10 protein-coding genes are annotated in these 12,679 nt (G+C 73.4%); 3 read left to right on the top strand and 7 right to left on the bottom strand.

The genetic code is table 11. From position 1 onward, the window contains the following. Positions 1 to 61: 61 nt before the first annotated feature. Together ACZ4UX_RS00745 and ACZ4UX_RS00740 are read right to left on the bottom strand one after the other, a co-directional pair. Positions 62 to 1,294, bottom strand: coding sequence for a M64 family metallopeptidase (locus tag ACZ4UX_RS00745; protein ID WP_465704660.1), 1,233 nt, complete (start codon positions 1,292 to 1,294; stop codon positions 62 to 64). A gap of 309 nt (positions 1,295 to 1,603) precedes the next feature. After that, on the bottom strand, positions 1,604 to 2,836 hold the full coding sequence (locus tag ACZ4UX_RS00740; protein WP_465704658.1) for a benzoate/H(+) symporter BenE family transporter: 1,233 nt from the start codon (positions 2,834 to 2,836) through the stop codon (positions 1,604 to 1,606). Positions 2,837 to 3,051: 215 nt separating this feature from the next. Between ACZ4UX_RS00740 and ACZ4UX_RS00735 the strand changes: the two genes are divergently transcribed. Further along, a complete protein-coding gene (locus ACZ4UX_RS00735) occupies positions 3,052 to 3,441 on the top strand; it encodes a hypothetical protein (protein WP_465704656.1) in 390 nt (129 codons plus the stop codon). 88 nt (positions 3,442 to 3,529) lie between these two features. On the opposite strand, the gene ACZ4UX_RS00730 is transcribed toward ACZ4UX_RS00735, so the two are convergent. From ACZ4UX_RS00730 to pdhA, 3 genes are read right to left on the bottom strand one after another with little or no spacing between them, the layout of a single operon-like run. Further along, positions 3,530 to 4,945 (bottom strand): dihydrolipoamide acetyltransferase family protein, encoded by a 1,416-nt coding sequence (locus ACZ4UX_RS00730; RefSeq protein ID WP_465704654.1) that lies wholly within the window; start codon positions 4,943 to 4,945, stop codon positions 3,530 to 3,532. Between the two features lie 14 nt (positions 4,946 to 4,959). Further along, positions 4,960 to 5,934: an alpha-ketoacid dehydrogenase subunit beta gene (locus tag ACZ4UX_RS00725; protein WP_329488754.1), complete on the bottom strand. Its 975-nt coding sequence runs from the start codon at positions 5,932 to 5,934 to the stop codon at positions 4,960 to 4,962. Beyond that, a complete protein-coding gene (gene pdhA / locus ACZ4UX_RS00720; protein WP_380388867.1) occupies positions 5,934 to 7,088 on the bottom strand; it encodes a pyruvate dehydrogenase (acetyl-transferring) E1 component subunit alpha in 1,155 nt (384 codons plus the stop codon). Before pdhA ends, ACZ4UX_RS00725 begins: the two co-directional genes overlap by 1 nt. A 379-nt stretch (positions 7,089 to 7,467) precedes the next feature. Between pdhA and ACZ4UX_RS00715 the strand changes: the two genes are divergently transcribed. Continuing rightward, positions 7,468 to 8,127, top strand: coding sequence for a response regulator transcription factor (locus ACZ4UX_RS00715; protein WP_352288504.1), 660 nt, complete (start codon positions 7,468 to 7,470; stop codon positions 8,125 to 8,127). A 67-nt stretch (positions 8,128 to 8,194) separates the two neighbouring features. Then, on the top strand, positions 8,195 to 9,283 hold the full coding sequence (locus tag ACZ4UX_RS00710) for a phosphotransferase (RefSeq protein WP_465704652.1): 1,089 nt from the start codon (positions 8,195 to 8,197) through the stop codon (positions 9,281 to 9,283). A 23-nt stretch (positions 9,284 to 9,306) separates the two neighbouring features. Here ACZ4UX_RS00710 and ACZ4UX_RS00705 read toward each other — a convergent pair whose 3' ends face one another. Then, positions 9,307 to 11,052 (bottom strand): protein kinase domain-containing protein, encoded by a 1,746-nt coding sequence (locus ACZ4UX_RS00705; protein WP_465705388.1) that lies wholly within the window; start codon positions 11,050 to 11,052, stop codon positions 9,307 to 9,309. 183 nt (positions 11,053 to 11,235) lie between these two features. Next, positions 11,236 to 12,609, bottom strand: a complete 1,374-nt coding sequence (locus ACZ4UX_RS00700) for a protein kinase domain-containing protein (RefSeq protein ID WP_359808976.1) — start codon at positions 12,607 to 12,609, stop codon at positions 11,236 to 11,238. Positions 12,610 to 12,679: the final 70 nt, after the last annotated feature.

The raw sequence follows: 12,679 nt of genomic DNA, 5'->3' as shown, positions 1-12,679 counted from the left end.
AGTGTCCCCAGATTAGTCATCCCATCATTCGACCCTCGGTCCGGGGCGGGGCGGGCCCGGCTCAGCCGGTGACCGTCCAGGAGACCGTCCTGGTCATGTAGCGGTCGCGGAAGGCCTCGTCCCGGACCCAGTCGGTGGTGTCCCGGACGGTGGCCGTGACGGTGGCGCTCTGCCCCGGGAACAGGTTCAGCGCGGCGGTGTCCAGCCAGCTGCGGTCCGGCGCCTGCGGCTCCACCGCGGCGCCGTCCACCTTCCAGTCCACCTGCAGCGCGCGGGTCCCGACCAGCGGCAGCGGCCGGACCTCCAGCCGGGGGCGGCCGGTCACCTCGCCCGGGGCGGGCACGGGTGTGTCGGTCGGCCGGATCCGGCGGTAGATCTCCTCGATGATCGCCTCCCGCGAGGGCAGGTTGTAGGCCCCGCCGAGGGTGCGCATCACCGAGTCCTGGGTGGGCCGGTAGATCCCGTTGGCGCTGCGGTAGGCGCCGATCGTGCCGCCGCCGTCCGGGGACTCCGCGCCCAGCCAGCGCCACCACTTGGTCTGCTTGCGGCGCATGTCGTCGGCGTTCTCGGTGGAGAGGTTGGGGTAGTCGGCGTCGTCCGGCGCGCTGTCGTACTCGTCACCGAGGTCGCCCACGGTGTGCCCTATCTCGTGCTGGATGATCCGCCCCGCGTCCGGGCTGCCGCCGGCCAGGGTGGTCACCCCGGTGCCGCCGGCACCCCCGTACTCGCTGGAGTTGGCCAGCGCGATCAGGTACTGCGGGCCGTCGCCCTCGCCGGCGTAGCGCGCGGTGGCGGCCTCGTCGGCGCAGAGCAGCCGCGCGGTGCCCTCGCACCAGAAGTGCATGCCGAGCGGGGTCCCGGGGTTGCGGCCCCGGCTCTCGGTCTCGGCGATGCCGGAGTCCGCCGAGACGACCTCGACCCGCCTTATGTTGAAGAACCCCTGGTAGCTGCGGAACGGCTCGATCTCCATCAGCGCCCGCCAGGCCCGGTCGGCCTGGGCGCGGAAGAGCTCCTGCTCGTCCGCGCTGTAGCCGTCGCCGAGCAGCACCAGCGTGATCCGGTTCGCCGGGTCCCCGGTCCGCCTTATGTCGACGGTCGGGGCGGCGCCGGCCGCGCGGAGGTCGGCCCGCTGGGCGGTGTGCGGCGGCACCGCCCGGTCGGCGGGGGCACCCGGCCCGATCACCCCGAAGGGCGAGGGACCGGCCAGCTCCAGGGCGGCGGGCAGTACGGCGGTGGACACCAGCACGAGCGCGGCCAGACTCCGGACGAGCCGGCCAGGGTTGCCAGGCGGCATACGGGTGCGTCCTCGGGGATCCGGTCACCCGGCGTCGCCCGGGTGGTGGACGCGAAGACGTACCCGGACCGGCGTGTCACCCTCACCGTCCGGCGAAAATGTCACCGCCCTGGCCGAACGACCCGGATCACCCCGGTCATACCTATGAGTCCAATCAGGTGGATGATCCGGATGGCCCGTGACCCACCAGCGCCGCCTCCGGCGGAGCCGGCCCACCCCGTCGCTCCCGGGCCCACCCCGTCGCTCCCGGCCGAGCACTCCACCGGCCGAGCACACCACCGGCCAGGGGCGCCCCGACCGCGCAACGCCTCAGCCGCGCCGCTTCGGCCCCGCCCGGAGCACCAGATGGGTGCCCAGCCCGAGCAGCAGCCCCCAGAACGCCGAGCCGATGCCGAGCAGGCTCATCCCGGAGGCCGAGGCCAGGAAGGTCACCACCGCCGCGTCCCGGCCGCCCTCGTCGGCGACGGCCGCGGCCAGGCTGCCCTGGAGCGAGGCCAGCAGGGCGACCCCGGCGATCACCGCGATCAGCTCCTTCGGCAGACCCGTGAACAGGCTCACCAGCAGCCCACCGAAACTGCCCACCAGCACGTAGAGCAGACCCGCCGACATCCCGGCGACGTAGCGGCGCCGCGGATCGGGGTGGCTCTCCGGCCCGGCGCAGATCGCCGCGGTGATCGCGGCCAGGTTCACCCCGGGCGAGCCGAACGGCGCCAGCAGGACGGAGACCCCGCCGGTGGCCCCGATCAGCAGCCGGTCGTCCGGCTGGTAGCCGAAGGCCCGCATCACGCCCAGCCCGGGGGCGTTCTGCGAGGCCAGCGCCACGATGGTGAGCGGCAGCGCCAGCCCCACCATGGCCGGCCCGGAGAAGGCCGGCACGGTGAACACCGGCGTGGTCGGCCCGCCGGACCCGAGGTGCACCGGCAGCCCGACGGTGACCGCCGCCAGCACCCCGCCGGCCAGCAGCGCGACCGGTACGGCGTACCGCGGCGCCAGCCGCTTCGCCAGCAGGAAGGCCGCGAAGCTGCCGAGCACCAGGGCGGGCGCGCCGTGGACGGCGCCGAAGATGCCGGCGCCGAAGGAGAACAGGATGCCCGCCAGCATCGCGTTGACGATCCCGGCCGGGATCGCGGCGATCAGCCGGCCGAACAGCCCGGTGACACCGAACAGGGTCACCAGCACCCCGCTCACCAGGAAGGCGCCGACCGCCTCCCGGTAGGGGTACGCGCCGAGGCTGGTGACCAGCAGCGCGGCGCCCGGCGTGGACCAGGCGGTGATCACCGGCGTCCTGGTCCACCAGCTGAGCAGCAGACCGGGCAGCCCGCTGCCGATGGCCACCGCCCAGATCCAGGAGGCCGTGTGCGCCTCGTCCAGCCGCCCGGCCGCGGCCGCCGCGAGCACCACCACCAGCGGGCCGGAGAACGACACCGCGATGCACACCAGCCCGGCCAGGAGGGCGGGGAGGGAGACGTCCCGCCGCAGCGAGCGGCGCTCCTCGGGGTCGGTCCGACTGTCCGCCGAACGGGTTATCAGCTCCTCTGCCATGGCGGCAGTATCGCGGAGCGGGCACCGGCGGCGGGCCTTTCGAAGAATCCCGGAGGACTTCCGGATCCACCCGCAACCTCCGGCGGGGCCGCGCGTCCTTGGAAGTGGAGGGCTGGAGAGCGAGCCGGGAAGCGCCGGGGGGCGCTACCGGCCGACGGGGGCAGGACCGGCCACCTCCACCCACCATCAGCTTCATGACTGCGGGGAGTCACGTCGTGCGCATGCCTGTTTTCTCCACTTCTGCGAAGAACGCCCACCCGCGCTCCACCCGCCGCCGGCTCGCGACCGTCGCCGTCGCCGTCGCCCTGGCCGGCTCCGTGCACCTGCTCGCCACCGACACCGCCTGGGCCCACGGGCCCGGCCCCGGAACGTCGGCCGTCCGGCAGGTGTCCGGACCGCCCGCCCCGACGACGACCCTCGGCGCTCCCGGGGCCGCCGTCGGCGCGCCCGCCTTCGGCCCCACCGCCGGCGGGCCGACCGGCATGCCGGAGCAGGCCCCGACCGGCACCGCCGTCGGGATCCTGACGGCCGGTCTCGGCGCCGTGCTGCTCGTGCTCGGCCTGGGCGTCCGGTACGCCGGGCGGCGGCTGCGCGCCACGCGCTGAGGCTTCTCCGGAGTCCGGTGTCCGGAAAGGCCGAAGGGCCCTGCTCCGCACTGTCGTGCGGAGCAGGGCCCTTCCTCGGTCCGACCGGTCAGCCCCAGGTGATCAGGCGCTTGGGGTACTCCAGCAGCGCGGCGACGTCGGCCAGCACCCTGGAACCCAGCTCGCCGTCCACCAGACGGTGGTCGAAGGAGAGGGCCAGCGTGGTGACCTGGCGCGGCACCACCTTGCCCTTGTGCACCCACGGCAGCTCCCGGACCGCGCCGAAGGCGAGGATCGCGGCCTCGCCCGGGTTGAGGATCGGGGTGCCGGTGTCGACGCCGAAGACGCCGACGTTGGTGATGGTGACCGTGCCGCCCTGCATGTCGTTCGGCGAGGTCTTGCCCAGCCGGGCGGTGTCGATCAGCTCGCCGAGCGCGGCCGCCAGACCGGACAGCGTGCGGCCGCCCGCGTCCTTGATGTTGGGGACGATCAGGCCGCGCGGGGTGGCCGCGGCGATGCCGAGGTTCACCTGGCCCTTGATGACGATCTCCTGGGCCGCCTCGTCCCACTGGGCGTTGATCTCGGGGTGCCGCTTGATCGCGGTCAGCAGCGCCTTGGCGACCAGCAGCAGCGGGCTGACCCGGATGTCCCGGCCCAGCTCGCCGCTCTCCTTGAGCCGGCGGACGAACTTCATCGTGCGGGTGACGTCGACCTGGACGAACTCGGTGACGTGCGGGGCGGTGAAGGCCGAGGCCACCATCGCCTGCGCGGTCGCCTTGCGGACGCCCTTGATCGGCACCCGGACGTCCCCGGTGCCGGCGGTCGCCACGACCACCGGCTCCACCGGTGCCACCGCGGCCGGCTCGGCCGGGGGCGCCGTGACGGCGGCCGCCGCGGCGGCGTGCGCGTGCACGTCCTCGCGGGTGACCACGCCGTCCGGGCCGGTCGGTGTGACGGCCCGCAGGTCGACGCCGAGGTCCTTGGCGAGCTTGCGCACCGGCGGCTTGGCCAACGGCCGGTCACCGGTGGGCTGGGCCGGTACCACGGACGGCGCAGCCACCGGCGCGGCGGCCACCGGCGCGGGAGCGGCCGGAGCCGGAGCCGGGGCGACCACGGTGGTCGTGGTGGTCCGGCGGGCCCGGCGCTGGGTACCGCCGGTCCGCGGACCGTAGCCGACCAGCACCTCGCGCCGGGCCGGCTCGGCCTCGGCGGGAGCGGCCACCGGGGCGACCGGGGCGGCCGCGGCCGGAGCGGCGGCGCCCGCCTCCCCCGCCACCGCGACCGAGATGATCACGGTGCCGACGTCGACCGTCGCGCCCTCGGGGAAGAACAGCCGCTCCACCACCCCGTTGAACGGGATCGGCAGCTCCACGGCGGCCTTGGCGGTCTCCACCTCGCAGACGACCTGGCCGTCCGTCACGGTGTCACCGGGCTTCACGGACCAGCTGAGGATCTCGGCCTCGGTGAGGCCCTCGCCCACGTCGGGCATCTTGAACTCGCGGAGCGAGCGAACTTCGGTGGTCATCTTCGCTCCCCGGTTCAGTACGCGAGCGCGCGGTCGACGGCGTCGAGCACGCGGTCCAGGTCCGGCAGGAAGGCTTCCTCGACCCGGGACGGCGGGTACGGCGCGTGGTAGCCGCCGACCCGCAGGATCGGCGCCTCCAGGTGGTAGAAGCACCGCTCCGTCAGCCGGGCGGCCAGCTCGGCGCCCATGCCCAGGAAGACCGGCGCCTCGTGCACCACGATGCCGCGGCCGGTCCGCTTGACCGACTCCTCCAGGGCGGCGAAGTCCACCGGGGAGAGCGAGCGCAGGTCGACGACCTCCAGCCGGCGGCCGTCCTCCTCGGCGGCCGCGGCGGCCTCCAGGCAGACCTTGACCATCGGGCCGTAGGCGATCAGCGTCGCGTCCGTGCCGGGGCGCACGATCCGGGCGTCGTACAGGCCCAGGTCGGCGGCGTCGCCGACCTCGCCCTTGTCCCAGTAGCGGCGCTTGGGCTCCAGGAAGATCACCGGGTCGTCCGACTCGATGGCCTGGCGCAGCATCCAGTGCGCGTCGTGCGCGCTGGACGGCGAGACCACCCGCAGACCGGCGGTGTGCGCGAAGTACGCCTCGTGCGACTCGCTGTGGTGCTCGACCGCGCCGATGCCGCCCGCGTACGGGATGCGGATGGTGACCGGCATCTTGACGTGCCCGAGCGCGCGGGCGTGCATCTTGGCCAGCTGGGAGACGATCTGGTCGAAGGCCGGGTAGACGAACCCGTCGAACTGGATCTCCACCACCGGGCGGTAGCCGCGCAGCGCGAGGCCGATCGCGGTGCCGACGATGCCGGACTCGGCGAGCGGGGAGTCGATCACCCGGCTGTCGCCGAAGTCCTTCTGCAGGCCGTCGGTGATCCGGAAGACGCCACCGAGCTTGCCGATGTCCTCGCCCATCAGGAGCGTCTTCGGGTCGTTCTCCAGCGACTTGCGCAGCGCCTCGTTGAGCGCCTTCGCGATGCTGAGCTGAGCGGCCATCAGAGGTTCTCCCCCGCCTCGAAGGAGGCCGCGTACTCGACGTACTCGGCCCGTTCCTCATCGACCAGTGTGTGCGGCTCGGCGTAGACGTGGTCGAAGATCAGGGTCGGGTCCGGGTCCGGCATGGTGCGCACGCCCTCGCGCACCCGCAGCCCCAGCTGCTCGCTCTCGGCCTCGATCGAGGCGAAGAACTCCTCCTCGGCCAGGCCCTCCTTCTCCAGGAGCGCCCGGAGCCGGGTGATCGGGTCCTTGGCCTTCCAGGCCTCGGTCTCCTCGGAGGGGCGGTAGCGGGTGGGGTCGTCGGAGGTGGTGTGCGCGCCCATCCGGTAGGTGAACGCCTCGATCAGCACCGGGCCGTTGCCGCTGCGGGCGTGGTCGAGCGCCCAGCGGGTGACCGCCAGGCAGGCCAGCACGTCGTTGCCGTCGACCCGGACGCCGGGGAAGCCGAAGCCGGAGGCGCGGCGGTACAGCGGGATCTTGGTCTGGGTGGTGGTGGGCTCGGAGATCGCCCACTGGTTGTTCTGGCAGAAGAAGACCACCGGGGCGTTGTAGACCGAGGCGAAGGTGAAGGCCTCGTTGACGTCGCCCTGGCTGGAGGCGCCGTCGCCGAAGTAGGCGATCACCGCGTCGTCCGCGCCGTCCTTGGTGATGCCCATCGCGTAGCCGGTGGCGTGCAGGGTCTGCGCGCCGATCACGATGGTGTACAGGTGGAAGTTCTTCTCATTCGGGTCCCAGCCGCCGTGGTTCACGCCGCGGAACATGCCGAGCAGGTTCAGCGGGTCCACGTCGCGGCACCAGGCCACGCCGTGCTCGCGGTAGGTGGGGAAGGCGTAGTCACCGGTGCGCATGGCCCGCCCGGAGCCGACCTGGGCGGCTTCCTGGCCGAGCAGCGAGGCCCACAGGCCCAGCTCGCCCTGGCGCTGCAGCGCGGTGGCCTCGGCGTCGAACCGGCGCACCAGCACCAGGTCGCGGTAGAGGGCGCGCAGCTCGTCCGGGGTGGTGGTGAGCGGGTAGTCCGGGTGCTCGATCCGCTCGCCTTCCGGGGTGAGCAGCTGTACGAGCTCCGGCTGGGCGTCCGTACCCGTGGCGCGGAGGGTGTCAGGGACGCCGGGGGCCGCCTTCTTGCGGGCCCTCGCCGTGCTTTTGACGGTCACGTTCACTCCTCGGTCTGTCCGGCCGCCCGGGGTCGCCGGTGACCGGTCCGGTCACCGCCTCGCGGGGCGCGCGTGGGTGTGCGCACCGACTGCAAGGCAGGTGGTGATCCTGTTCCGACGGCGTCCCTCACGAGAACGTTACCCAGCGGCAGCCCTTGGCGCGCTTGCGCTAGGACGTCCTACTTGTTCAGGGCCTACAACTGCGGGTGTGGCGCAGCTCTCAATTCGGTCGCCTTCAGGACACCTGCGCACGTTATCCGGGCGGAGCCCCGTTCGTAAGGGGGTTACCGGCATCGCTTTCGACTGATCTGGCCGGATAGCGTTCCGGGGGCGGTGCGGGCAATAGGTCGCTCCTGCGGCGATATGGGAGGCTTTACACGTGACTGATAACGGACAAATCAGGGTATTTCTGCTCGACGACCACGAGGTGGTCCGGCGGGGCGTCCACGATCTCCTCTCGGTCGAGGACGACATCGAGGTGGTCGGCGAGGCCGGGACGGCCGCCGAGGCGATCACCCGGATCACCGCCGTGCACCCCGACGTCGCGGTCCTCGACGTCCGGCTGCCGGACGGGAACGGCGTCGAGGTCTGCCGGGAGGTCCGCTCCCGGCTGCCGGAGATCAAGTGCCTGATGCTGACCTCGTTCTCGGACGACGAGGCGCTGTTCGACTCGATCATGGCGGGCGCCTCCGGCTACGTCCTGAAGGCGATCCGCGGCACCGACCTGATCACCGCCGTCCGGGACGTCGCGGCCGGCAAGTCGCTGCTCGACCCGGTGGCCACCAGCCGGGTGCTGGCCCGGCTGCGCGACGGCGGCGAGAAGGAGGACGAGCGACTGTCCCAGCTCACCAAGCAGGAGCGGCGGATCCTCGATCTGATCGGCGAGGGGATGACCAACCGTCAGATCGGCAACGAGCTGCACCTGGCCGAGAAAACGGTCAAGAACTACGTCTCCAGTCTGCTCGCCAAGATGGGCATGGAGCGGCGCACCCAGGCAGCCGCCTTCGTGGCACGGCACCAGGCCGACCAGCAGCACTGAAAGCGCCGGGGATCACAGTTCTGACGGTTTGTCAAGGACCCCCGTCAGGGGGCCCTAACCTCAGCCTGTGACTTTCAGCCAGACCCTCGCCTGTGCCCCGGCCCGCCCCGATCTCACCGCACCCCCGATAGGGACCCTCAGCCCGCCCGTTCCCCACCTCGTCCTGGCCGAGGTCCTGCGCCGCTACCGGGTGGGGCGGCTGCTCACCGCCGAGCCGGTCGCCGAGGGCCTGTTGAACCGGGGCTACCGGGTCACCACCGAGGCCGGGACGTACTTCCTGAAGTGCTACGTCGACGCCGCCACCGCACACCGCGAATCGATCGCCGGGCACCACCGCGCGATGGCCGCGCTGGAGACCCTCGGACTGCCCGTCGCTCCCCCGCTGGCGTGTGCCGAACGCTCCGGCACGGTGGCCTCCTTCGGCAGCCGGCTGTTCGCGCTCTTCCCCTGGGTGGATGGCCGGCACCGGCACGGCAGCGACCTCTCCCTGACGCAGTGCGGCGCGCTCGGAGCGCTGCTCGGCCGGCTGCACGGCGCGCTCGACGACGTCTGCGCCCCCCTCGCACAACCCGCCGGCTACCACAGTGCCGACCCGCTGGACAGCGCCCGGCTGGCCCGCGAACTCCGGCTCAGCGCCCGCGAGCAGCGCCCGTACGGCGCGCTGGACGCGCTGGTCGAGCGGCGCCTCACCGAACGGCTCGACCTGCTCGCCGAGTACGCCCACCGCCGGCCCGTCCCGCAGGCCGCCCCGCCCACCGGCTGGACGCACGGCGACTTCCACGGGCTCAACCTGCTGCACGCGGGCGACCGGATCGCGGCCGTCCTGGACTGGGACAAGCTCGGCCCGCAGCCGCGCGCCGAGGAGGCCGTCCGGTCGGCCACCCTGGTCTTCAACGACCGGACGTCGGGCACGCTCGACCTCGTCCGGGTCCGGACCTACTCGCAGGCGTACCGGGCCACCGGGGCGGCCACCGCGGAACACCTGGCGGCGGCCGTCCACCGGGTCTGGTGGGAGCGGCTCAACGACTTCTGGATGCTCCAGTGGCGCTACCAGCGGGCCGACCACCGGGCCGACCCGCTCTACCCCGCCTCGGCCGGCCAGCTGGCGTGGTGGTGCCAGGAGTACGAGCAGGTCCTGGACGCCTTCGCCAACTGACCGTCACCGGTCGTCGCCGCCGGTCAGCCGCCGGCCCCGGGCGCGGTGGTCGGGGCCCCCGTCGGCTGGGTGGCCGGCTTGGTCGGCGGCGGCTGGGTGCCCGTCGCGCCGTTGGTCGGCGTCCCGCTCGCGCCGCCGGTCGGCGTCCCGGTGCCCCCGCCGGTCGGCGTGCCGGTGGACGACGGGGTCGTCGACGACGGCTTGGTACCGGTGGGCGTCGGGGTCATGCTCGGCGAGTGCTTGGGCACGGTGGCCGGCGGGCTCTGGTTGTTGTTGTTGTTGTTCGTGTCGGTCGGCTGGTTCGGCTTCCGGCTGGTCTGGCTGGGCGCCACCGTGGTCGGGGAGATCCCCCCGCCGGTGGGCGTACCGGCGTCGGAGGAGGAGACCACCGAGACGGACGGGGCGGGCGTCTGGCCGGGGTCCTTCGTCCCGCCGCCGCCACCGCCACCGCTGAGCGCGAGCGCGATCCCGACACCGGACGCGACGAACACCGCCGCGGCGCCGGCCACCCAGGCCCAGGGCCCGCGCCGCCGGCGGCGGTCGTCGTCCCCGTCGCCGCCGTCGCCGCCCGGGCCGCCGTGACCGCCGTCGTACGAGCCACCGTCGTACGAGCCGCCGCCGTACGGGCCGCCGGCCCCGGGGTAGGGCGAGGACGGCGTGTGCGGGCCGCCGGGCACCTGGTACGGCAGCACCGTCGTCGAATCGCTCGGGCCGCCCAGGCCGAACGGCGCGGTGACGGCCGTCTCGCCGTCCGCCCCGAGCACCGGGGTGGCACCGCTGTGCCCCTGGCCGGCCGCCGCCAGCCCGGCCGCCGCGGCACCCGTCGCCCAGGCCCCGCCGTGCATCTCGCGCAGGGCGTGCTGGAGGTGGGCGCGGAACTCGTCGGCGTCCTGGAAGCGGTCGTCCGGGTTCTTGGCGAGCGAGCGCAGCACCAGCGGGTCGAGCGCCGCCGGGACCCGCGCGTTGACCTGCGCCGGCGGCACCGGCGGGTCCTGCACGTGCTGGTAGACCACCGAGAGCGGGGTGTCACCGGTGAACGGCGGGCGCAGCGTGAGCAGCTCGTAGAGCATGCAGCCGGCCGCGTACAGGTCGGAGCGGTGGTCGACCGGCTTGCCGAGGGCCTGCTCGGGCGAGAGGTACTGGGGGGTGCCCATGACCATGCCGGTCTGGGTCATGGTGCTGGCGGTGCCGGTCAGCGCGCGGGCGATGCCGAAGTCCATCACCTTGACCGCGCCGGTGGTGGTGATGATGACGTTGGCGGGCTTGATGTCCCGGTGCACGATGCCGTGCCGGTGGCTGTAGGCGAGCGCCTCCAGCACCCCGGCGATGATGATGAGCGCCTGGTCGACCGGCGGCTCCTCCTCGTCCACCAGCAGCTCGCGGACGGTCCGGCCCTCGACCAGCTCCATCACGATGTAGGGCGTCGACTCGTCGCCGACGTACTCCTCGCCGGTGTCGTAGACCGCGACGATCGAGTGGTGGTTGAGCGCCGCGACGGCGTGTGCCTCGCGGGTGAAGCGCAGCCGGGCGATGTCGTCCTGGGCGAGTTCGGGGCGCAGCAGCTTGACGGCGACGGTCCGGCCGAGCCGGACGTCCTGGGCGGCGAACACCTCGGCCATGCCGCCGCGGCCGAGCCGGTGGGTCAGCCGGTAGCGGCCGTCACCCACCGTGCCGAGCGGGGCCGCGGTGCCGCGGCCGGGGGTCTGCGGGCCGCCGCCGTACGGCGGGAGTGCGGAGGTGGCGGCGCTGTCGCTGCCGGGCTCGGGCATCCTCCGGGCCCCACCGGTCGAACCGGCCGCCCGGGCACCCTCGTCGTCGTCCGGCCGCTGCGTCTGTGCCATCGCTCCTCGCCCCGGGCCTTCGCTCGGATCGCGGTGCCCTGTCGCTTCGTGTCCCCGAACGCTACCGCCTCCGGACTTCCCCCGTAGCACGCCCGATCCGGGCGCACCGCGTCAGAGCAGGCCATTCCGGTCGGGCAGGTCGTCCAGGTGCAGGACGGTCGCGGGCCGCTCGACGGACCGGGAGGTGCTGGTCTTCTCCGCCTTGGTCACCACGATGGCGATGATGATGATCGCGAGGACGATCACGCCGATGATGATGCCGACGATCACGAGCGCGGTGGAGCAGCCGCCGCTGTTCGACGCGGGGGCCGGCTGGAACTGCGTCGGCATCGGCATCGGCTGGGGCGGCGGGGTGTGCGCCTGCGGCGGGAAGTGCTGCGGGGCCTGGAAGGCCGGCGGCGGGGTCTGGTACTGCTGCGGGAAGGGCTGCGGCGTCTGCGGGTGCTGCGGCGGCGGGGTCTGGAAGGCCGGCGGCGGCGTCCGGTACTGCTGCTGGAACGGCGGCGGGGTCTGCGGGGCCTGCGGCCCGGCGTGCACCGAGCGCGGACCGTCGGTGATCACCAGCGGCGAGCTCGCGGCCAGCTGGTTGCCGTTGCCGCCGCCCTTCTCCGCCGCGATCAGCCGCTCCGCCTCGTCGCGCATCGCCGCCGCGCTCGGGAAGCGGTGCGCCGGGTCCTTGCGCAGCGCCTGGGCGACGAAGGCGTCCACCGCCGGGCTGACCGCCCGGTTGACGGTGGACGGCGCCGAGGGCTCCTCCTGGACGTGCTTGTAGGCGATCGAGAACGCCGAGTCGCCGTCGAAGACCAGCTGCCCGGTGAGCATCTCGAAGAGCATCACGCCGACCGAGTAGAGGTCGGAGCGGGCGTCCACCGGCTTGCCGAGCGCCTGCTCGGGCGAGAGGTACTGCGGGGTGCCGACCACCATGCCGGTCTGGGTCATCGAGGTGACCCCGGACTCCAGCGCGCGGGCGATGCCGAAGTCCATGACCTTGATGTTGCCCTTGCGGTCGAACATCACGTTGCCGGGCTTGATGTCGCGGTGGACCAGCCCCTGGTCGTGCGAGGCCTCCAACGCGTTCAGCACGCCGACGGTGACCCGCAGCGCCTCCTCGGTGGGCATCGCGCCGTACTGCGCGACCGCGTCGTTGATCGCCTCGCGCAGGCCCTTGCCGTCGACCAGCTGCATCACGATGTACGGGGTGGTGGAGCCGTCGGCGGCGACGTCCTCGCCGCTGTCGTAGACCGTGACGATGTTGGCGTGTTCCAGCCGGGCCACGGCCTGCGCCTCGCGCCGGAACCGCTCCTTGAAGGACTCGTCCCGGCCGAGCTCGGCGTGCATGCTCTTCAGCGCGACCGAGCGGCCGAGCACGTTGTCGTAGGCGAGGTGCACGGAGGCCATGCCGCCCTCGCCCAGCACCCGCTGCAGCACGTACCTGCCGTTGCCCAGGGAGTGGCCCTCGACCGCCGCGTTGCCGTGCTCGCTCATGGTCCTCTGCTCCCCCTCGGCGCGGTCGTGCCGCCGCAACCGTGACGTTCGGTCTCGTCCGTGCGTGGTC

This window comes from Kitasatospora sp. NPDC028961 (assembly GCF_055564815.1).
Note: the sequence above shows the minus strand (reverse complement) of the source record. Positions and strands in the feature narration are given on the sequence as shown.

Excerpts from the sequence above, each read along its gene's own strand:
- ACZ4UX_RS00740 (WP_465704658.1), bottom strand. The coding sequence starts at position 2,836 with ATGGCAGAGGAGCTGATAACCCGTTCGGCGGACAGTCGGACCGACCCC.
- ACZ4UX_RS00730 (WP_465704654.1), bottom strand. The coding sequence starts at position 4,945 with ATGACCACCGAAGTTCGCTCGCTCCGCGAGTTCAAGATGCCCGACGTG.
- ACZ4UX_RS00705 (WP_465705388.1), bottom strand. The coding sequence starts at position 11,052 with ATGCCCGAGCCCGGCAGCGACAGCGCCGCCACCTCCGCACTCCCGCCG.
- ACZ4UX_RS00725 (WP_329488754.1), bottom strand. The coding sequence starts at position 5,934 with ATGGCCGCTCAGCTCAGCATCGCGAAGGCGCTCAACGAGGCGCTGCGC.
- ACZ4UX_RS00700 (WP_359808976.1), bottom strand. The coding sequence starts at position 12,609 with ATGAGCGAGCACGGCAACGCGGCGGTCGAGGGCCACTCCCTGGGCAAC.
- ACZ4UX_RS00745 (WP_465704660.1), bottom strand. The coding sequence starts at position 1,294 with ATGCCGCCTGGCAACCCTGGCCGGCTCGTCCGGAGTCTGGCCGCGCTC.